General features: G+C 64.6%; 17 protein-coding genes. 9 read left to right on the top strand and 8 right to left on the bottom strand.

What is annotated here, in order from left to right; genetic code table 11:
• The first annotated feature begins 58 nt into the window (after positions 1-58).
• Positions 59-1,111: a YeiH family protein gene (locus NA29_RS21260; RefSeq protein ID WP_039401322.1), complete on the top strand. Its 1,053-nt coding sequence runs from the start codon at positions 59-61 to the stop codon at positions 1,109-1,111.
• Between the two features lie 128 nt (positions 1,112-1,239).
• Complete coding sequence (locus NA29_RS25870; protein WP_157127433.1) at positions 1,240-1,410, top strand: hypothetical protein; 171 nt, start codon at positions 1,240-1,242, stop codon at positions 1,408-1,410.
• Positions 1,411-1,455: 45 nt separating this feature from the next.
• Here the strand turns inward: NA29_RS25870 and NA29_RS21255 are convergent, their stop codons facing one another.
• From NA29_RS21255 to NA29_RS25865, 4 genes are all read right to left on the bottom strand, one after another.
• Positions 1,456-2,358 (bottom strand): glycosyltransferase family 2 protein, encoded by a 903-nt coding sequence (locus tag NA29_RS21255; protein ID WP_039392980.1) that lies wholly within the window; start codon positions 2,356-2,358, stop codon positions 1,456-1,458.
• A 12-nt stretch (positions 2,359-2,370) separates the two neighbouring features.
• A complete protein-coding gene (locus NA29_RS21250; RefSeq protein ID WP_039392978.1) occupies positions 2,371-3,672 on the bottom strand; it encodes an O-antigen ligase family protein in 1,302 nt (433 codons plus the stop codon).
• A 122-nt stretch (positions 3,673-3,794) separates the two neighbouring features.
• Positions 3,795-4,169 carry a hypothetical protein gene (locus tag NA29_RS21245; RefSeq protein ID WP_052252294.1) on the bottom strand — a complete coding sequence of 125 codons (375 nt, stop codon included), beginning with the start codon at positions 4,167-4,169 and terminating at the stop codon, positions 3,795-3,797.
• A gap of 56 nt (positions 4,170-4,225) precedes the next feature.
• Positions 4,226-4,438 (bottom strand): hypothetical protein, encoded by a 213-nt coding sequence (locus tag NA29_RS25865; protein WP_039392977.1) that lies wholly within the window; start codon positions 4,436-4,438, stop codon positions 4,226-4,228.
• Positions 4,439-4,785: 347 nt separating this feature from the next.
• On the opposite strand from NA29_RS25865, the gene NA29_RS21240 reads away from it, so the two are divergent.
• From NA29_RS21240 to NA29_RS21230, 3 genes are all read left to right on the top strand, one after another.
• Entirely contained in the window at positions 4,786-5,739 is a 954-nt protein-coding gene (locus NA29_RS21240) for a LysR family transcriptional regulator (protein WP_039392975.1), read from the top strand.
• Between the two features lie 199 nt (positions 5,740-5,938).
• Entirely contained in the window at positions 5,939-6,592 is a 654-nt protein-coding gene (locus tag NA29_RS21235) for a DUF4286 family protein (protein WP_039392974.1), read from the top strand.
• Between the two features lie 91 nt (positions 6,593-6,683).
• A complete protein-coding gene (locus NA29_RS21230) occupies positions 6,684-8,030 on the top strand; it encodes an MFS transporter (protein WP_052252293.1) in 1,347 nt (448 codons plus the stop codon).
• A gap of 95 nt (positions 8,031-8,125) precedes the next feature.
• On the opposite strand, the gene NA29_RS21225 is transcribed toward NA29_RS21230, so the two are convergent.
• The 4 genes from NA29_RS21225 to NA29_RS21210 form a co-directional block, all read right to left on the bottom strand.
• Positions 8,126-10,966, bottom strand: coding sequence for a hybrid sensor histidine kinase/response regulator (locus NA29_RS21225; RefSeq protein ID WP_084104014.1), 2,841 nt, complete (start codon positions 10,964-10,966; stop codon positions 8,126-8,128).
• The gene (locus NA29_RS21220) at positions 10,963-11,739 is read right to left on the bottom strand and encodes a response regulator transcription factor (protein ID WP_231965199.1); all 777 of its coding nucleotides are present in this window, start codon (positions 11,737-11,739) and stop codon (positions 10,963-10,965) included. Before NA29_RS21220 ends, NA29_RS21225 begins: the two co-directional genes overlap by 4 nt.
• Before the next feature lie 437 nt (positions 11,740-12,176).
• A complete protein-coding gene (locus NA29_RS21215) occupies positions 12,177-13,478 on the bottom strand; it encodes a UDP-N-acetylglucosamine 1-carboxyvinyltransferase (RefSeq protein ID WP_039392970.1) in 1,302 nt (433 codons plus the stop codon).
• A 339-nt stretch (positions 13,479-13,817) separates the two neighbouring features.
• Entirely contained in the window at positions 13,818-14,645 is an 828-nt protein-coding gene (locus tag NA29_RS21210; RefSeq protein WP_084104012.1) for a GntR family transcriptional regulator, read from the bottom strand.
• Positions 14,646-15,047: 402 nt separating this feature from the next.
• Here NA29_RS21210 and NA29_RS21205 point away from each other — a divergent pair, with 402 nt between their 5' ends.
• The 4 genes from NA29_RS21205 to NA29_RS21190 are packed head-to-tail and all read left to right on the top strand — an operon-like array spanning position 15,048 to position 19,262.
• Entirely contained in the window at positions 15,048-15,269 is a 222-nt protein-coding gene (locus NA29_RS21205) for a DUF3311 domain-containing protein (RefSeq protein WP_039392968.1), read from the top strand.
• On the top strand, positions 15,266-16,750 hold the full coding sequence (locus NA29_RS21200; RefSeq protein ID WP_039392966.1) for a sodium:solute symporter family protein: 1,485 nt from the start codon (positions 15,266-15,268) through the stop codon (positions 16,748-16,750). Before NA29_RS21205 ends, NA29_RS21200 begins: the two co-directional genes overlap by 4 nt.
• Positions 16,747-17,946, top strand: coding sequence for an amidohydrolase family protein (locus tag NA29_RS21195; protein ID WP_039392963.1), 1,200 nt, complete (start codon positions 16,747-16,749; stop codon positions 17,944-17,946). Before NA29_RS21200 ends, NA29_RS21195 begins: the two co-directional genes overlap by 4 nt.
• Positions 17,943-19,262 (top strand): MFS transporter, encoded by a 1,320-nt coding sequence (locus tag NA29_RS21190; RefSeq protein WP_052252291.1) that lies wholly within the window; start codon positions 17,943-17,945, stop codon positions 19,260-19,262. Before NA29_RS21195 ends, NA29_RS21190 begins: the two co-directional genes overlap by 4 nt.
• Positions 19,263-19,333 lie beyond the last annotated feature (71 nt).

Here is a 19,333-nt window from a genome sequence, read left to right as displayed (position 1 = left end):
ATTTTTATTATTGAAGCGGAGTTTTTAGACTGGCACTCATTCGCAAGGAGTGCCCGACATGACAACAAAAACCCACGCTGCAACGCCTGCTTCGGCCAGCCGTCCCGATACGCTGGTGCCGGATCAGCACAACCCCTGGGCGGGCCTCATTCTCTCGACCGTGATTGCGTTCGTGGCGCTGTTGCTGGGGCGTCAGATGCCGCTCGTCGGCGGTCCGGTGTTCGGCATTCTGCTGGGCATTCTCGTGCGTAATATCTTTGCCCCGGGCGCACGTTACGAGTCCGGTATCAAGTTCGCTTCGAAGTATGTGCTTCAGTGGTCGATCATCGCACTGGGCTTTGGCCTCTCCCTGTCGCAAGTGGCGCACACGGGGCTCGAATCGTTGGCCGTCACGGCGGTCACGATCACCGCCGCCGGTCTCTCGGCCTGGGGGCTGGGTCGACTGCTGGGCGTGCCCGACAAACTCAAGCTGCTCATCGGCGTGGGCACGGCCATTTGCGGTGGTTCGGCGATTGCCGCCGTCACACCCATCGTGAAGCCGGACGATCACGAAACGGCGTTCGCCATCTCGACCATCTTCCTGTTCAATATCGCCGCCGTGCTGCTGTTCCCGGTGCTCGGTCACGCGCTGCATCTCTCGGATCTGGGCTTTGGCATGTGGGCTGGCACGGCGATCAACGACACGTCGTCGGTAGTGGCCGCTGGTTATAGCTACAGCAAGGAAGCTGGCGACTACGCCACGATCGTCAAGCTGACCCGTGCCACGCTGATCATCCCGATCTGTCTGACGCTGGCCGCCATCGTGGCTTACCGCGCCAAGCGTGCCGGTGCCGGTAACTTCAGCCTCGCCCGCATCTTCCCGTGGTTCATCCTCGGCTTCCTGATCGCATCGGGCATCCGTACGGCGGGTCTCGTGCCCCCGGCGCTGCAACCGTGGATTCACGACGCTGCCGAATTCCTGATCATCGTGGCGCTCACGGCCATCGGACTGTCGTCGAACCTGCGCCGAATGGCATCGACCGGTGTGCGTCCGATCCTGCTGGGACTGGGTGTGTGGGCGGCAGTGTCGGTCAGCAGCCTCGTGGTGCAACTGACGATGGGGCAGCTCTGAGGTGATGGGAAGGATGACACCTCGGCCTTAGCCTTAGGGCAGACCCGGCGGGCAAGCCGGGTTTCGTCGCCTAGAATGCAATCACGGACGGCCGCCGGTCGTCCGTGATGCGTTTTCGGGAGGCCGTTATGTCAACCTCATTCGGCGAGATCTGGTACACCATCGGCGCACTCGTGCTGATCGCCGTGCTTGCGGGCATGGTGTGGGAAATGGGGGTCTGGTGGACGCGTCACCCGGATAGTCCTGCGGTGAAGCGTCTTGAGCACGCGTGGGCGCGCATCCGTCACCCGCGGCACTGATTCACGATTTCAAGGGTACTGGGTACTGCCGCGAGGGCGGACGTCTCAGTCCAGCTTGAGATGTTGCGGGACGTTGGCGTCCCAGCGCGCGAGGTCTTCGAGCGGGTAGGGCTTGCTGCCGTGCAGCGCGCGTTTGATGCGGCTCTTGCCGCTGGGCATCGGCACGTTCGGCAGTGCCGCGCCTGCGGGTGTGCCCGCGAGATCGAGATAGTCGCGCTTGAACTCGGCCTGCGTCATCCCCCACTTCATCAGGAATTCGCGGCTGCCGCGATTCTTCACCACGCGTCCGGTCGAGCGGCAACCGAAGTGATAGACCACACTCTTGCCGACGATACGGAACGTGCGGCAGCCGACCAGCCAGAGCTTCATCAGGAAGTCGTCGTCGCTGCTCATGCCGGGGCCGAACTCGATGCTGTAGCCACCGACCAGATGCCATAACGCGCGGCTCACGAGCGTAGGCTGCGTCGGCACGCCGTTCACGTCACTGCGTCCCAGCGAGGCGGCGAAGGCGAGCATCGCAGCTTCGTCGAATGTCTCCGGCGTGGTGCCGAAATCTTTCGAGACGACTTGCTTGCTGACCCCGGCGTTGGGCTCGACCATGACCGACGAAAGGTAATAGACCGACGTACCGAGTGCCTGGAGCGCACGGGCGGCGTCAATGAGTGCGGTGTCCCAGCCTGGCGTGACGAACATGTCGTCGTTCAGGAACAGCAACTGATCGTGCGACGCGAGCGGTGCGAGTTGATTGAGCGCGAGGCAAACGCCCACGTTGCCACTGCTGTGCGTGTGACGCAGGCCCTGCTCGCGCACCCAGTCCAGCGTGCCGTCGCTGCCGTCGTTGACGTGCACGAGAATCTCGTGCGCCTCGCCGGAGTGCCGGCGAACGCTATCGATACACAGCTTGAGGAACGGAAGGTTGTTCCAGGTGGGAATCAGAATGCTTAGCATGGGGGAACAGCGCTATCGCCTGGCAACAGGCGAGTTGTCGTCTGAGGAGCCGACAGGATAGGCGAACGCGGCAAACAGAGCCAGCATCGTCGCATAGAAGGCGACCGTCACCTTGAGGTTGAAGGTCTCCACGGTCAATCCGAAGACGGCGAAGGCGACGGCCGTCATCAATCCCATCAACGCCGCGCGATTCTTGATGCGGTCGTGCTCCAATTGCGCCGAGCGAATAAAGAAGATGGCCGGGCCGACGTAGACGCCGAGAATGCACAGCAGGCCCAGCAATCCGTAGTCGACGAAATAGGCGAGGATCTGGTTGTGCACTTCGCCCTTGCCAAGGTCGGCGGCCAGCGGGGTCAACTCGCCGGATGCCGCCATGGCGGGCATTGCATCGCGATACCCATGCGCGCCGAGGCCGAGCAACGGATGCTCACCGATGAGTTTGCCGGCGACCTTCCACAGTTCGACGCGGATACCGGTCGAAGTGTTGGGGTTGCCTGCGGAAAGACTGACGAGATCCGATCGGATCATCTCGAAGCGGTCGCGTACGACATGCGAGCTGAAGGTGGCTGCCAGCAGCACCAGGGCGAAGACGCCGACCGCCACACGCCGCGCGACGCTCAGCGGCTGATTGCGCCACAGCAGCCAGACGACCAGCAGCACCGGTAGCACGATCCAGCCGCCACGGGACTGGCTGGCCCAGGACGCATAGCAGCCCGCGGCAGCTCCCAGCAGCTTAAATGCGACGATCCACGGCTTGTCGTGCGACAGCCAATGAATCGACACGACGGACAGAACGCCGAGAAGGACGGCGATATCGCCGAAGTGAATCGGGTTCAGAAACGAGCTTTCGGCGCGGGCGGCGAGAAAATCTGCGGTGGAATACCAGGCCATAATGGCCGCACAGATGGCGCCGGTGGCGAACGACAGATCGGTCCACTTCGGCATGACGTCGACGATCCGGCGCAGCCCGAGGAATACGAAAGTCGCGAGCAGGAAGCGCAGCGGAGAGTCGAGTGTGTTCGCGACAATCCGGCCATGCAGAATTTCGACGAGCAGAATCGAGAAAAACGGCAGCAGCAGCGCGATGAGGAGTAGGCGGACGTGGCGATTGGCACGTACGAGCGAACAGATTTCGCCCCGTTCGCGGCCCGTGAAAAGAACGATGGCGCCGAGGGCCACCGTCAGGAACATCGCCGTGTTCCCGCCGCGTGGAACGACGAGCGATACGGCGGGAAACAGCAGGATCAGCGTACCGAAAATGTTGGCAAAAAGGTGCCGACGGAGAATCGGTGCCGGCGCGGCGGACTTGCTCATTGGTTACCAGGCAGACTGCGTGAATTTACTTTGCACGAAGTATGCCAGAAATGCCCACAGCGCCACGGTTTCCGTCGACGCCACGCAACGCCCCAAACATCGATCAGCTCAAAATTTCACCATTACAGATTCATCGCGCCGAGAACGCCGCATAAATGCAGTGCCACGTGCGTCCAGGCCGCTTCATCATAATTGTCGCCGTCGCGCGCCAGTTGCTGCGCCTCGTGGAACGTGCGCCAGATCGCTGCGGCGCTCGACGGCGTGCCGCCTGCCAACTGGTATTGACGTTGTAGCGCCTCGGCCAGCCAGGGTTGGTCCTGCGCGCAGGCCTCGGCGTAAGCTTCGACGGCAACGCGGGCGTACGGATCGCCTGCCGGATCGAGCACGACCGGCTGGCGTGCACGGGCCGACGCATGGCCCGACGAATGTGCCGAGGAGGGCATGGCAGCCAGGGCGTGGCGCTCGGCGGCGCTGTGACGGGTGTGGTGATGTTTCATTGGTCTCGTCTCGTTGGCCGCGCCAGGGCCGCTGGCGCGGAATCACTTACGTGGACTCAGTCGTTTTCCATATTGCGGATAAACAGCATGGCCGCATGCTTGGCCTGATCGATACTCGAATACGTCCGGCCGTCCATCGGCCAGATGTCGACCAGCACCGCATAGCTGCCGGGGTGCTCGGCCTGCATGATGCGGATGTAATGCTGCCGGAACACGCACCGGGCGAGTTCCACTGTCGGATGCGGTCGGCGGAAATGGGCGCTTGACATGACAGTCTCCAGAGATTTGGCCCTCCGGCCTCGACGGGCCGTTGCAAATTACTCAGCAAGTCCCATGCCAATTCTCTTGAAGTCATTAACTGCTTGATTTGTAAGGAGTGTGGGCGAACGGGGCGCGCGCCGATATCAAAAAACGTTACGGAAACGAAACACGGTGGGAACGCGTTGACGTAACAGTTGCCAGCGTGGCTCAGGCGGCAGTGGACGAGGGATGGCGAACGTGATTCGAGTTTCATACGCGGAACACGTTGGGCGACGTCTTTTGTGTTCCCGCTAAAATGGGCATTTCCCCAAGACTTCTGTGTAGGCAAGCCGTCACGTCTACGTCTTCATCCCGCATGAATCTGCGTTTTCTCGAAACCTTCGTCTGGCTCGCCAAGCTGCGCAATTTCCGGCTGACGGCAGAACGTCTGCACACGACGCAGGCGGGGGTGTCGAGTCGTATCGCGTCGCTGGAACAGAGTTTCGGCGTGCGCCTCTTCGACCGGAGCGCGCGCGAGGTCACGCTCACGGCCGCAGGCCAGAAAGCGTTGGCGTATGCCGAGCGGATCGTCATGCTGGGGCAGGAGATGAAGCGGGAACTGAGCGATCCGGACATGCCGCCGGGCGTGCTCAAAATCGGCGTGGTCGAGTCCATCGTGCACAGTTGGTTTCCGGATCTGGCGGCGCGAATTCACCGTGAATATCCGCAACTCGAAATCGAGGTCACGAGCGAGACGACCATCAATCTGTGCAAGCAGCTTGAGGCGGGCACGCTCGATCTCGTATTGCAGACCGACATGCAACACGGTGCTGGCGTGGAAAACCTGCCGCTGGCCGAATTCCCGATGCGCTGGGTCGCGAGCCCCAAGCTCAACCTGGAGGGCGAAACGCTCGACGTGGCCGATCTGGCTGCGTATCCGTTGGTGAGCTTTTCGCGCAATTCCGGGCCGCACAAGACGCTGGAGCGCATGTTTTCGGTTGCAGCCGAGCGGCCGGTGCGGGTGAACTGCATGACGTCGGTCGCCGCGATCATCCGGCTGGTGGCCGACGGGTTCGGGGTGGCGATGCTGCCGCCCGCCATCATCCAGCGCGAACTGGGCGAGCACAGCCTGCATTTGCTACGCGTGAACGCCAATTTTCCCAATCTGCCGCTGGTCGGCTCGTTCCGCACGGGCGCGCTGCTCGCTGAGAACGTGGCGCGTCTGGCCCAGCGCACGGCCAGCGAATTCGCCCTGAACATGGGGCCAGACATCGCGATTCCCCCCGCCGCCGCCATGACCGCCCCGGCATGGGGCGCGACCGACGCCTGAGCCATCCCGCGCAAAGGCCCCGCCCGACAAGGGTTCGGGGCCGGTCATAAGAATTTGCTGTTGCCGCGAATTTGATTTCTTGTTGGACGCTCCCTCCATCGTTTTGCACACTCAAATGGACGGTCGGCCTCATGCGTGCTGATGCTGCTCAGCGGCATGCACCGGCCGGCCCCCGATTGTCGACACCGATGGATGCCTCATGACTGTGACTGCCCCGCGCGCCCAACTCTGTATCTGGACGAATATCGATCCGGCCTTCGAAACCGATTTCAACCGCTGGTACGACCGCGAACACATGCAGGAGCGCGTGGCGATTCCGGGCTTCCGGTTCGCCCGTCGCTTCAAGGCGCTGCATGACTGTGCACGTCCATACCTCGCGCTGTACTGCACGCAGGACGCTGGCGTGTTCACGAGTGAGCCGTATGCGCAGGCATTCAATCATCAGACGGAATGGTCGCTGCGCAACTTCGCGCGCATGCTGGGCACGCAACGCCGTGTCGGCACGCTCGATGTAGAAGCCGGTGAAGGCCAGGGCGGCATGCTCGCTGCGTTCGTGCTGACGGAGGCGGCCGTGGCGCAGGCGCGCCCGCGCCTCGACGCCCAACTCACGGAGATCGCGCAGGGCGACGGCATCGTGCGCGCCACGCTCCAGGTCACTGTGCCCACGCTCTCCGTCTCGCTCACGGCGAAGGACGCCGCGCTGCCCCCTGCCGATGCCGTCGTGCTCATCGAAGGCACCGATCCGGACGCCGTACGTATCGCCGCCGAAACGCTGGCGGCGAGTTACGGCCTGCCCGCAACCGATGTCACCCGCTTCGCCATGCTGTGGCGTCTCGGCGCCAACGACGACTGACCTCGCGCGGCTTGCGCTTCGCTTGTTCCCTTCGCTCTCTTCTCACGGGCTCGGCCTATCCGGCTGACCCCGCGCACCCCCGGAGACATCCATGACAACGTACTCGAACACCCGCGACGCACGGGACACCGGCACCGCATCAGGTGCCCCTGCCGCGCCCGCCAAACAAGGCGCGAACAAGGGCCGGTTGGCGACGGCCAGCATGGTCGGCACCACGCTTGAGTGGTACGACTTCACCGTCTACAACACGCTTGCCGCACTCGTCTTCAACCACCTGTTCTTCCCGTCGATGGACCCGCTCGCGGGCACCATCCTCGCTTTGTCGACGTATGCCGTCGGTTACGTCTCGCGCCCGCTGGGCGGCTTCGTGTTCGGCAACCTGGGCGACAAGATCGGACGACGTGCCGTATTGGTGCTCACACTCATCGTCATGGGCCTGACCACGGGCCTGATGGGCCTGTTGCCGACCTACGCCTCGATCGGCATCTGGAGCCCGGTGCTGCTCGTCGCATTGCGTTTCGTGCAGGGCGTGGCGCTGGGCGGCGAATGGGCCGGTGCGGTGCTGCTCTCGGTCGAGCATGGCGATCAGCGCAAGCGCGGGCTGAACGCGTCGTGGACGCAGGTCGGGCCGTCGTTCGGCACGTTGCTCGCGACCGGTTTGATTGCACTCATCACGTTGTCGATTTCGCCGGACGAGTTTCTTGCCTGGGGCTGGCGCGTGCCGTTCCTGCTGAGCCTCGTGCTGGTGGCGTTCGGGTTGTGGGTGCGCCGTGGCGTGGAAGAAACGCCGATGTTCGAAGAGATGCAGCATTCGGACCGTCAGGCGGAAATGCCGATTGCCGACGTCTTCCGCAAGCATTGGCGCAACCTGCTGGTCGCGGGCGGCTCGCGTATCGGCTCGGATGTGCTCTACGCGCTGATGGTCGTCTTCACGCTGACGTATGTGACCGGCACGCTGCATCTGTCGCGTCCGTTGGCGCTGACGGCCGTGCTGGTGGGCACCGCGTTCAATGCATTGACGGTGCCGCTGTTCGGCGCGCTTTCCGACAAGCTGGGCCGCCGTCCGGTGTATGGCTTCGGCGTACTGTGCGCGGTGATCTGGGCCTATGGTTTCTTCGTGTTGCTCGACACGTCGAGCCCGGCGCTGATCGTGCTGTCCGTGGTGATCGGTCTTGTGATCCACGCGATCATGTACGGCCCGCAGGCGGCGTTCGTCACAGAGCAGTTCCCGACGCGCGTGCGCTATGCCGGGTCGTCGCTGGCTTACACGCTGGCAGGCATTCTCGGCGGTGGTTTCGCACCGCTGATCATCGTGACGCTCTACAAGGAGTACGGCACGACGCTGTCGGTGTCGCTGTATGTGACGGCGGCGCTCGCGATCACGGCCATCGCGTTGTTTGCGGCGAAGGAGACGGCGCACAAGCCGCTTCGCGACTGACGTAATCGACATCAGATAAACGACGGCACGCTCTCGGGCGTGCCGTTGTCGTTTAGGGCGTCTTCATGCGGCGTCGTGATCGGCAACGCGCTGTCTCACTGCGTCGGCGCGCACAGCTCCGTGAGACTGGCGAGATCGCCACGTTGTGCGAGTTGATGGACGTGACGGGCGAAGACGTCGTACTGCGGAGCCTGTGTGCTGAGATCGCGCGACCAGTCCATCAGATCGGTTATCGCCCCCATCGCGATCAACTGACGGGCTTCTACCAGTCGCTCGCGCGGCGGGCGCACCATGGCGCGCTCCTGTTCCACTTCACTGGCCGGTGCCTCGTCACGTTGCAGGTCGAGCAGACGCGCCAGCGTGTTGCGCAGGTCCGCCAGTTCGACGGGCTTGAGCAGGCACGCGTCATAGCCGTGTTCGCTGCTTTCCCCTTCGCTGCCAGCGCCAGCAACCACCTGGGGCGACGCGGAGACGGCCAGCACGGGCACGTCGGGCCAGCGACGGCGTGCGGCGCGTGCCACCGCGAGTCCGTCGGCGTTGGGCATCATGTGGTCCGTCAGCACGAGGTCCGGTTGCGGTGCTTTGGGATTGCCCAGCGCGGCGATGAGCGACACGCCGTCGCCGAAGGTGCTCACGGTGAAGCCGAGACTGGCGAGTTCGTCATGCAGGAATTGACGGATTTCCGGAGAGTCTTCGGCGAGCCAGATGCGATACCCCGTGCCGTCGAGCGGCGGCAGGGCGTGCGTGGCACCCGCGAACGATTGCGGCACGAGCTCCGCTTCGCGCGCCACGCGCAGCGGTAACGTGAACGTCACCTTCGTGCCGATGTCGGGCTGGCTGTCGATCACGATAGTGCCGTCCATGCGCTCGATCCATTGCCTGACGATAGCGAGTCCCAGTCCCACGCCGGGCACACGCCGCGCGCGGTCGAGCCTGGCGAACGGTTCGAACACACGCGGCAGGTCTTCCTTTGCGATGCCGCAGCCGGAGTCCTCCACGCCGAAGCTCACATGCACGATGTCCGCACGTGTCGCATCGGGGGTGGCGGATAGCGACAATGTGATCGTGCCGTCCGCGGTGTACTTCGCGGCGTTGTCGAGCAGATTGCCGAGCACCTGACGCACCCGCTTGGCGTCGAAGGCGAGTAGCGGCGGTAGCGGTGCACGCACGTCGAGCAGGAAGGCGTTGTGGTGCTTGCGCGCGAGGCTCATGCCTTCGTGCGCCATGCCGTCGACGAACGCGTGCGTGTAGACGGGCGCGACGTGCAGCGCGTCGGCCGCGCCACCGCCCGCGTATTCGATCAGGTCGTTGACCATTGCGAGCATGTGATGCGCGCTGCGACGGATGATGCGGCCCCGGTCGGCGTCTTCGCGTCCGCCCGATTGCACCAGATCGGCAAAGCCGATGATCGACGTGAGCGGCGTGCGCAGATCGTGGCTGATGCGCGCGAGGAAGTCGCTCTTTGCGCTGTTGGCTTCGTCGGCGGCGATGAGGGCGGCTTGCAGCTCGCGCGTGCGGGTGTCGACGGCGTTGGCCAGCCGCACCTGTTCTTCGCGGCGCGTTTGCAGCACCTCGCGCTGTGCGGCGCGTTGTTCGCGTACGAGTTCGCGCGAGCGTCCGGTCACGATGATGGTCAGCATCAGCAGCACGGAGAAATTGGTGCTCCACGCCATGGCGGTGTTGGCGAGCCAGTCCTCTGGCAGCAGGCCGTTGACGATCGCGAGCCGCCAGAACAGCACGAGACACCCGGGCGAGAACGAGAGCAGGCTCAGGCGCGCATTCTTGAACCCGCGTCGCCAGCCGTCGGCCAGCGAGACGACCCAGATCACATTGAAGACGGTGAGCAGTTGCAGATGCGTGAAGGCGGCCACACGGTGATCGCCGAACAGCACCCACAACGCCATGAACCCCATGACGCCGATCATCGCGCGATAGACCCAGCGCCACAGTGTCACGCGCTCCAGGCCGGTGAAGATCATCAACATCGCAGTGAATACGCCAGCGGTCAGCGTCGAGAAGAAGCTCGGCGCGCGCACGATGAACTCCCCGCCCTGCGGCAGGAAGTAGCGATACAGGAAGCCCTGGAACGCCATGTCCTGCGCCACCTGCGTGATGGTCGTGAGCGCGAGCAACACGAACACCGGATCGCGGCGGGCGATGCCCAGCACGAACGTGTAGAGCGCGATGGAGAGCATCGACCCGGCGAGCAGCATCGCAATCATGGCGTTGCGCGATTCGGACTGGCGGAAGTCGTCCGGTTGCCAGAACTGCGGCACGATGCTCACCGACGAGCGGGTCTCCACGCGCACGAGGAACGTGAGCCGTTCCCCCGGAAGGAGCGTGATCGGGAAGATCGACGTCTCGGACACGATAGGGTGCTGGTCGAGCGGCACGGTGTGCCCGGCGCGCCATGTGTCGGCAGGCTGTGTTGCACCGAACGGCATCGCATAGAAGCGCACATCCTCCAGTCGCACAATGCCGACGCTCAGCCACCGCGTGACGGGTTCGTTACTCGGGTTCGAAACGTTGCCCGCGAGCCAGAATGCCGAGCGGCTGTAGCCCGCATTGAGCATGCTTGGCACGACGTTGCGCCAGCCGGGCGCGGCGAGTGCCTGGGTGGCATCGAGGTGTCGGGTCGGGTCTTCGAGCAGGCGTAGCTGTCTGTCGAGCTTGAGGGGGGACGGCGCGTCGGCGAGATCGATGAAACCCGGGGTGGGCTGAACGGCAGCAGGTGCGATGTTCGTCGCTGTAGTGGCCGTAGCGGCTGTAGCGGCCGTTGCCGTGTCCGGCAGGCAGAACATCGCAACCAGCGCAATAAGCGCAACAAGCGCAACAAGCGCAACGAACTTGAGCGCGATGCGCGTCAACCAGATAGACGGGGGCGAGGAGGACCGGCGCGTCACCTGCGCCGGTAAGTCCGATGGCGCAGTGCTCATGCCTGCGTCGATCCCGAATTGTCGGCCGTGCCATACCTCTGTGCACCCTGTTCGCGGAACTCGCTGGGCGGCATGCCGAAGCGCTCGCGAAAGGCGGTGGCGAAGTTGGCGGCGCTGGCGAAACCCACGGCGCTCGCAATGTCCTGCACGTCCAGCGACGTCTCGGAGAGCAGGCGTCGCGCCTCCTTCATGCGTTCTTCGCGCAGGAAGTCGAATACCGTCACACCGACACAGCGGCGGAACGCAAGATTGAGACGGCGTGTGTTCGTACCAACCGCGCTCGCCAGACCGGCCAGTTCGGGCGTCGTGCCGAGCTGATCGAGCAGCAGCGCACGCGTGGCGCGAAACAGCACGGCGTCGAGCGTGTGGGGCTGCACGGGGAGCGGTGTGTGTATGTCGGTGTCGGCTGCGGCGGCCGTAGGCGCTGCGCTGTGGGCAGGCGTGGACGGCGTCGTCTTCAGATGGATCGACAGACGCAGCCGCACCTCTTCGAAATCGTACGGTTTGGTGACGTAATCGACCGCACCGGCCGACAGGCCTGCGACGCGCTCGCCGGGCAAGGCGGCGGCCGTCAGAAAGATGAGCGGGATGTGCCGGGTGCCAGGGTCGGCCTTGAGCAGGCGGCACGCGCCGAGGCCATCGCAAACCGGCATGCGGATGTCCATGAGGATCAGATCGGGCTGCACGGTGCGCGCTTTGGTGTACCCGTCGCGACCGTCTTGTGCGATGTAGACCCGGCAGCCTTGCTGGCTGAGGAAGTCCATCAGCAGCATGCGGTCTTCCTGATTGTCGTCGACGACGAGCACGCGCACGCCAGATAACTGACGGGCATGCGGCGACGCAGGCCATGCGCCGCTCTGACGCGGGGCTGCCGTCGCCACCGCATTAGGTGTGGCGGGCGCGGCAGACGACTGCGGGGGCAGGTGACGATCGCTCATGATGGTCGCCATTCTTTCACATTCGCCCGGGCGCGCCCCACCGATCCGGGGCGAATATCGACGCGCGGGAAATAATTTTCCGCCGGGCAAACGAGAGATGCCGTCGGGCAAAGGTGGAGTCATGGCGCGCCGAACCGGCTCAGGTAAGGTCAACCGTCGGGTTCGCAGCGGCGGACGACCGGCGTGTAGGTGATCGGGGGGTCGTCTGCCGCTGGCGTGTGCCGCAGGGCGAGCCCGGCCCCCCCGGGGGGGCGCCGGTGCAGGTCAGAGGCTTACTCGGGCGCCGTCCAGACCACGTTCGCGCCGACCGAGCACAGATTCTCGACGAAGCGCGGGTGGGCGCGGCGGATCGGCTGCGCGTTCTTGATGGTCGACTGACCGTCGATGCTCGCCGCCACCATCAGCAAGGCAATCGCCACGCGAATGATGTACGGGCTTTCCACGACGGCGGGCGACAGCGGCACGCCGCCGAACGTGATCAGCCGGTGCGGATCGGACTGGAACACGTGCGCGCCGAATTTCGACAGTTCCGTCGACCAGCCCATCGCGCCGTCATAGACCTTGTTCCAGAACATCGCGCTGCCTTCGGCCTTCACGCCCAGTGCGATGAAGATCGGCAGCAGATCGACCGGGAAGTACGGCCACGGGGCCGCTTCCACTTTCGTCAGAATGTTCTGCGTGAACGGGGCCTGCACCTTGAGCTTGCCCTGCGCCGTGGCCGTCGACCAGCCGTCGCGGTGCTCGACCTTGATGCCGAACTTCGCAAACGTGCGGTCGATCAGCGGGAACTGGTCCGGGGCCGTGTTCTTGACCGTGATTTCACCGCCGGTGATCGCGCCGAGCGCGAGGAACGTGGTGATTTCATGGAAGTCCTCGGCGAAGCGGAATTCGCCGCCGCCGAAGCGCTCGACGCCTTCAATCGCCAATTGCGACGTACCGACGCCTTCGATCGGCACGCCCAGCATCTGCATGAAGCGGCAGAACTCCTGCACGTGCGGCTCGGACGCGGCGTTGTTCAGTTGCGAGCGGCCCTTCGCGGTGGCGGCGCACAGCACGAAGTTCTCGGTGGTCGTCACCGAGGCGTAGTCGAGCCAGTGATGGATTGCCGGGCGGGTGTCGTCGGCATGAATCAGCAGCGAGCCGGCGGTGCGCTCGACGCGGCCGCCGAAATGGCGCAGCACTTCGATGTGCGGATCGATCTCGCGCACGCCAAGCGTGCAACCCTTGATGTTGTCCTCGATGCGCGCAACGCCGAAACGCGCGAGCAGCGGCGGCACCAGCATGATCGACGAGCGCATCTCCTCGGGCAGATGGTCGGTGCGCGGATCGAACTTCGTATTCAGATGGTGGACGTCGAGAATGCCCGCGTCGAAATCGACGCTCACGTCGCTACCGAGCTGACGGAAGATGTCGAGAATCTTGCGAACGTCGGTGATCTCGGGTACCCCGATCAGGCGCACAGGCTGATCGGTCAGCAGCGTGGCGCACAGCACCGGGAGAACGGCATTCTTGTTGGCGGAGGGCGTGATGCGGCCGCGTAGCGGCTGGCCGCCGTGGACTACCAGATGGGACATGGGCTTCCTTCGGGCTTGGTGCCTTAGTACGTTCGAGCGGGGGGCGAAACTGGCTGGCGGGCCGCAGGCCCGTCGCGATCAGGCGAAATATACTCCGATTTGGACATTCGTCTCATGCAACCCTCGCACACGTGGTGTGATTGCCGTATCGCTTGACGGGCATGATCTGCGCATGATTCGGGCATGCGGCCCGGACGTCGGAAGTGCCTCAGGCGAGCGACAGGCCTGAGGCGATGGTAGGCGGGCCGATGACGCCTTCATCTGGCGATCCCAAATGGGTCTGAATGGATCTGAATGGATCTGAGCAGATCTGAAACGCATCCGCGCAGGACCCGCGACTCAGGCGCCAAGGCGCGCCTCGCCCGCGAACGCCTCGGCGAAGATCGCGCGGAAGTCCGGCGTCTCGGCGGCAGCGGCCCGCGTGAGCACCCGCGCTTCGAGTTCGTCGAGGTGCGCGGTGGCCAGCGCGATGGCGGCCTGCGTCTTGCCGTCACGCAACTGGCTGATGAGCTGCGCGTGTTCGGTCGGCGCGCAGTGGATGAACTCTGCCGGGTCGTACAACGCCTTGTATAGCTCCGTCTTGGCGACGAGCTGATGCGCGAAGGCGTCGAGTTCCGCGCTGTCGGCCATGCCGATCAACTTCAGATGAAACTCGCCCGCAAGGCGGATCGAGCGCTCGTGCGTGCCTTCGGCATGGGAGCGGGCTTCGGTGTCGACGTGGGCGTCGAGGACTGCGAGCTGCGCGTCGCTCAACCGCCCGCAGATGCTCGCAATCACGCCGGTTTCCAGCACGCGTCGTGCCCGGTAGGTCTGACGGATGTCGTCGAGCGAGGGGTGCGGCACGAACGCACCGCGATTGGGTTCGAGTACCAGCTTGCCCTCGAAGCCGAGACGCGCGAGCACTTTGCGCACTGCACCTCGCGTGCAATCGAGCGCCTGCGCCAGATTGCGTTCGCGCAGCGGCATCCCCGGCCGGAGTTTGCCCGAGAGCAACGCCTGCGAAATTGCTGCGTACACGCGAGCTTCGACCTGCTGCCCTGCGCTGCCCGGCGTGCCTTCTTCCTCGACGTCGACCGGTGTCGGGTCCGGCTCCGTGACAGGGGCAGCCTGAGCGCGAGGGACGTCGACAGACGCGGTGGACGGGGGCGGTGCTGCGGTGCGGCTCAAGCCTGATCTCCTGAAATTTGGCGCTTCGCATCAAAGTGCGCGGGCGTGGGGCGAATTGTACCTGCCGCCCCGGGCCATCCGATACGGCGTGACACCGCTTATCGACGCCATTCCGACGCCAATCCGACGCCAACCTTCCCACGATGCCATTTCCCGGAAAACCCTAGGTTTGGCCCCTGCGCGCGACGCGACCTTGCATTTCGGCAAATCGTTACCGATAATGGTCAACAAAAATTGTTAACCATTTGTTTGTGTTTGGTTGATGATATGGCAAATCGTCGCGATGTGCCATTTCCCTCGACGTCGGCGACATCGACGACATCGGCAAAGCCACCGAACGCATCAAGCCGCCGGGATTGCAAACGAGCGGTCGCCTTATAAATCCTTGGGTCTGGAGACGTCATGAAACCCGTACATTGCCTGGCCGCGCTTCCCATCGCGGCCTTTTACAGCGGCGGCTGGCTCGCCGAACATGTGGGCACCCGGCTGGCCGGGCTGCCTTTTCTGATGACGTGGAACATCGTGTGGCTGTTGCTCACGTCCGTGATCATGCTCGTGATGTTCCGCTTCGACGGTTCGCGCGATGCGGCCCAGCGCCGTGACCATGACGGAGCCGCATCATGAACGCCGCGCTTGCCGTCATCGCGGCGTTTCTGGCCTTTGCGCTTTTCGTGGGGCTGCGCGCACGTCGCGGGCGCACGATGAGCCTCGAACAATGGGCGGTGGGCGGTCGTGGCTTCGGCACGCTGCTCGTGTTCCTGCTGATGGCCGGTGAGGCCTTCTCGACGTTCACGTTTCTGGGCGCGAGCGGGTGGGCGTACAGCAAGGGACCGCCCGCGTTTTACATCCTTGCCTACGGGGCGCTCGCGTACCTGCTTGGCTACTGGATGTTGCCTGCGGCGTGGCGTCACGCGACGAAGCACAACTGCGTGTCGTTCTCCGACTTCTTTGCTACGGCCTACCGGTCGCGGGCGCTGGGCGTTGTGGTATCGCTGGTGGCCGTGCTGGGCATGAGCGCGTTGCTCATCATTCAGTTGCGCGGGCTGGGCATCATCGTGTCCGAAGCGTCGTACGGCACGATTCCTCCGGCCGTGGCGATCTGGTGCGGTGCGATTGCGATGGTGGTCTACATCACTGTGTCGGGCATTCATGGCTCGGCGAGCATCGCGATTTACAAGGACATCCTGATCCTCGCGATCGCGATTTTCCTTGGCATCTATCTGCCGCTGCATTACTTCGGCGGTTTTGGCGAGATGTTCGACCGCATCGAGGCGGCGCGTCCGGGCTTCCTGCAAATGCCCACGAGCGGCCTGACGCTGTCCTGGTACAACTCGACGATCTTGCTCACGTCGCTCGGCTACTACCTGTATCCGTACGTCTTCACGTCGGTGTATGCCGCGAAGACGGAAAGCGCAGTGCGCAAGAATACGATTCTGATGCCGCTGTATCAGATGGTCATCGCATTCATGTTCTTCGTCGGTTTCGCGGCGATTCTGCAAGTGCCGGGATTGACTGGCGCGGACTCGGATCTGGCGTTGCTGCGCATCGTCAAACAGACGTTCTCGCCGTGGTTCGTCGGCGTGATCGGCGGGGTGGGGGTGTTGACCGCGCTGGTGCCCGGTTCGATGATCTTGCTCAACGCGTCGACGCTGATTGCCAAGAACATCTATCGCGACGGTTTCGCGCCGCAAGCGAGCGAAGCGGTGGTCGGCAAGCTGGCCAAGCGGGTGCTGCCCGTCTTCGGTCTGGTGGCCGTGTTCTTCGTGCTGCGTGGCGGTGCGACGTTCGTGGCGCTGGCGCTGTTTGCATCGAGCCTGCTTACGCAGTTGTTCCCGTCGTTCGTGGCGAGTTTGCTGCCGCGTCCGTTCGGCAATAAGTACGGCGCGTTTGCAGGGATCGGCGCGGGCGCGCTCGTGTTGCTGGCGGCCGTCGGGTTCGACGTCACGCTGCGTATGTTGCCCGGCGCGTCGGATACCGTGGCGTCGATCAACATGGGGCTGGTGGCGCTGGCGGTGAACGCGGTGACGTTCGTCACGGTGAGCATGCTGACGCGCTCCCGGAATGTTGACGGCGAGGCCGAAGCAGGACTCTTGAGGAAAGCATGACAACACTGGAAATTCGCAATGCGCGCGGGCTCGACGGCACGTCGGTGGATGTGCGTGTCGAGCACGGCAAGATTGCGGCTATCGGGCCGTCGCTGCCTGCATCGGCCGACGGCGCTGACGGCACCTCCCGCAGGATCGACGCGCGCGGTGCTTTGCTGATGCCCGGACTGGTCGAGGCGCACACGCATCTCGACAAGACGACATGGGGCATGCCCTGGTACGTGAACGAATGCGGCTCGCGACTGATCGACCGCATCGACAACGAGCGTCAGTGGCGCGCCACGAGCGGCCACGATGCGGCGGCGGCGTCGCTGGCGCTCGGCCGCGCGTTCCTCGCGGCAGGGACCACGCGACTGCGCACGCACGTCGACATCGATACCGACGCGGGCCTGCGTCATCTCGATGGCGTGCTGGCCACCCGCGAGACGCTGGCGGACACGCTCGACATGCAGATCGTGGCGTTCCCGCAATCGGGCGTGCTCGATCGCGTCGGCACCGTGGCGTTGCTCGACGCGTCGCTCGCGCGCGGGGCCGATGTGCTCGGCTGGCTCGATCCATGCGCCATCGACCGCGACCCGAAGGCGTCGCTCGACGCCATGTTCGCGCTCGCAGACAAGCACGGCTGTCCGGTGGACATCCACCTGCACGAGCCGGGCGAGATGGGCGTGTTCTCGTTCGAGTTGATGCTTGAGCGCATTGTGGCGCTAGGGATGCAGGGCAAGGTCGTGGTGTCGCATGCCTTCTGTCTGGGCGAACTCGACGCCACGCGCGCCGATGCATTGCTGGCGCGTCTGGCCGATGCCGGTGTGGCGCTCGTCACGACGGCACCGCCGTCGCGCATCGTGCCGCCGCTCATGGCGTGCCGCCGGGTGGGTGTGACGCTCGCGGGCGGCAACGACGGCATTCGCGACACGTGGACGCCATACGGTTCGCCCGACATGCTGGAGCGCGCCATGATGATCGGGCTGCGCTACAACCTGCGTCGCGACGACGAACTGGACATCGCGCTCGATTGCGTGACACATCAGGGCGCACGTGCGTGCTGGTTCGACGATTACGGATTGCACGTCGGCGCGCGCGCCGACCTCGTGCTGGTTGATGCGCTGAACGCGGCGCAGGCTATCGTGACACGTGCACCGCGTCGCTGGGTGGTCGCGAACGGTCACGTCGTCGTGAGCGAGGGTGTGGTGGTATGACGCTTTGGCTGGCCATCGTCGCCGTCGGGCTGACGCTGCGACCTACGCTCACCTCCATCAGTCCGCTGTTGCCGCAAATTCGCGAGGCGACCGGGATGACGTATCCGGTGGCCGCGCTGCTCACGTCGCTGCCGGTGCTGGCGATGGGCGCGGGCGCATTCGCGGCGAGCGGGCTGACGCGTCGCTTTGGTGAGCGACGCGGTGTCTTACTCGGACTGGTGGCCTTGGCGCTGGCCTGTGGTGTACGCTTTTTCGCCGACGATACGGTGACGATGATTGCAACGGCGCTGGCGTCGGGCATCGGCATCGCCATCATTCAGGCGTTGCTGCCGGGGGTGGTGAAGGCGAACTACAGTGCAGCGCGCATGACGTCGATGATGGGGCTGTACTCTGCAGCACTCATGGGCGGCGGTGGCCTCGGCGCGGCGGCGAGTCCGTGGGCGGCGTCCGAGGCGGGCGACTGGCGCGTCGGTCTGGGCATGTGGCTCGCGGTCGTTGGCGTCGCGGCGCTGGCGTGGTGGCGCGCGCCGTTGAAGGGGCATGTCGTCACTCCGGCCGCGCATGTGACCGCGACGGCCGCTACGACTGCTACGGCCGAGGATCTGCATGCCGCGTGCCGTGCCGCAACGCAGCAGATGGCTTCAAACGTTTCAGCTTCCACAACGTCCGCCACTTCCGGAAAGCCGCCGTCGATGCTCGACCTGTTGCGCAAGCATCGTGCGTGGACGCTGGCCGTCTACTTCGGTCTCATCAACTGCACTTACACGACGATGGTGGCGTGGCTGCCGCCGTTTTACCAGCAGCGCGGCATGAGTGCGACGCAAAGCGGCGCCTTGCTCGCCGGACTCACGGCGTGTCAGGTCGTGGCGGCGCTGATGTTGCCGTGGCTGGCACGGCGCAATGTCGACCGTCGCCGGTGGCTGACGCTCGCGCTGGCGGCGACGCTTGCCGGTCTGGCCGGTCTTGTCGTCGCACCGGACGCCGCGCCGTGGTGGTGGATCGGCGGCATCGGCTTCGGACTGGGCGGTACCTTTTCGCTCGGACTGGTGCTGGCGCTCGATCATCATGCGCACCCGCGTCATGCGGCCGCGCTCGCGGCGTTCATGCAGGGCGTGGGCTTTTGCATCGCCGCTGTGGCACCGTTTGCGTCTGGCGCGGTGATGGCGGTGACTGGCAGCTTCATGCCGTCGTGGATCGGTCTCATCGTGCTCAACGTGGCACTGATCGCACTGACGTGGCGCTTCGATCCGCAGGGTTACGCATCGGCGCTGGGCCTGTCGCGAGACGGGCATCTCGGGCGGCATCGAAGCGCCTGAGACCCTATGCCGGGTGTGCTCGGGTGGTGGCACCGATGAGCGATGGGTGAGCGATTGATGAGTTCGGATAT

This window comes from Pandoraea sputorum (assembly GCF_000814845.2).
GTDB lineage: Bacteria > Pseudomonadota > Gammaproteobacteria > Burkholderiales > Burkholderiaceae > Pandoraea > Pandoraea sputorum.
This window is presented reverse-complemented; position numbering and strand designations above follow the sequence as displayed.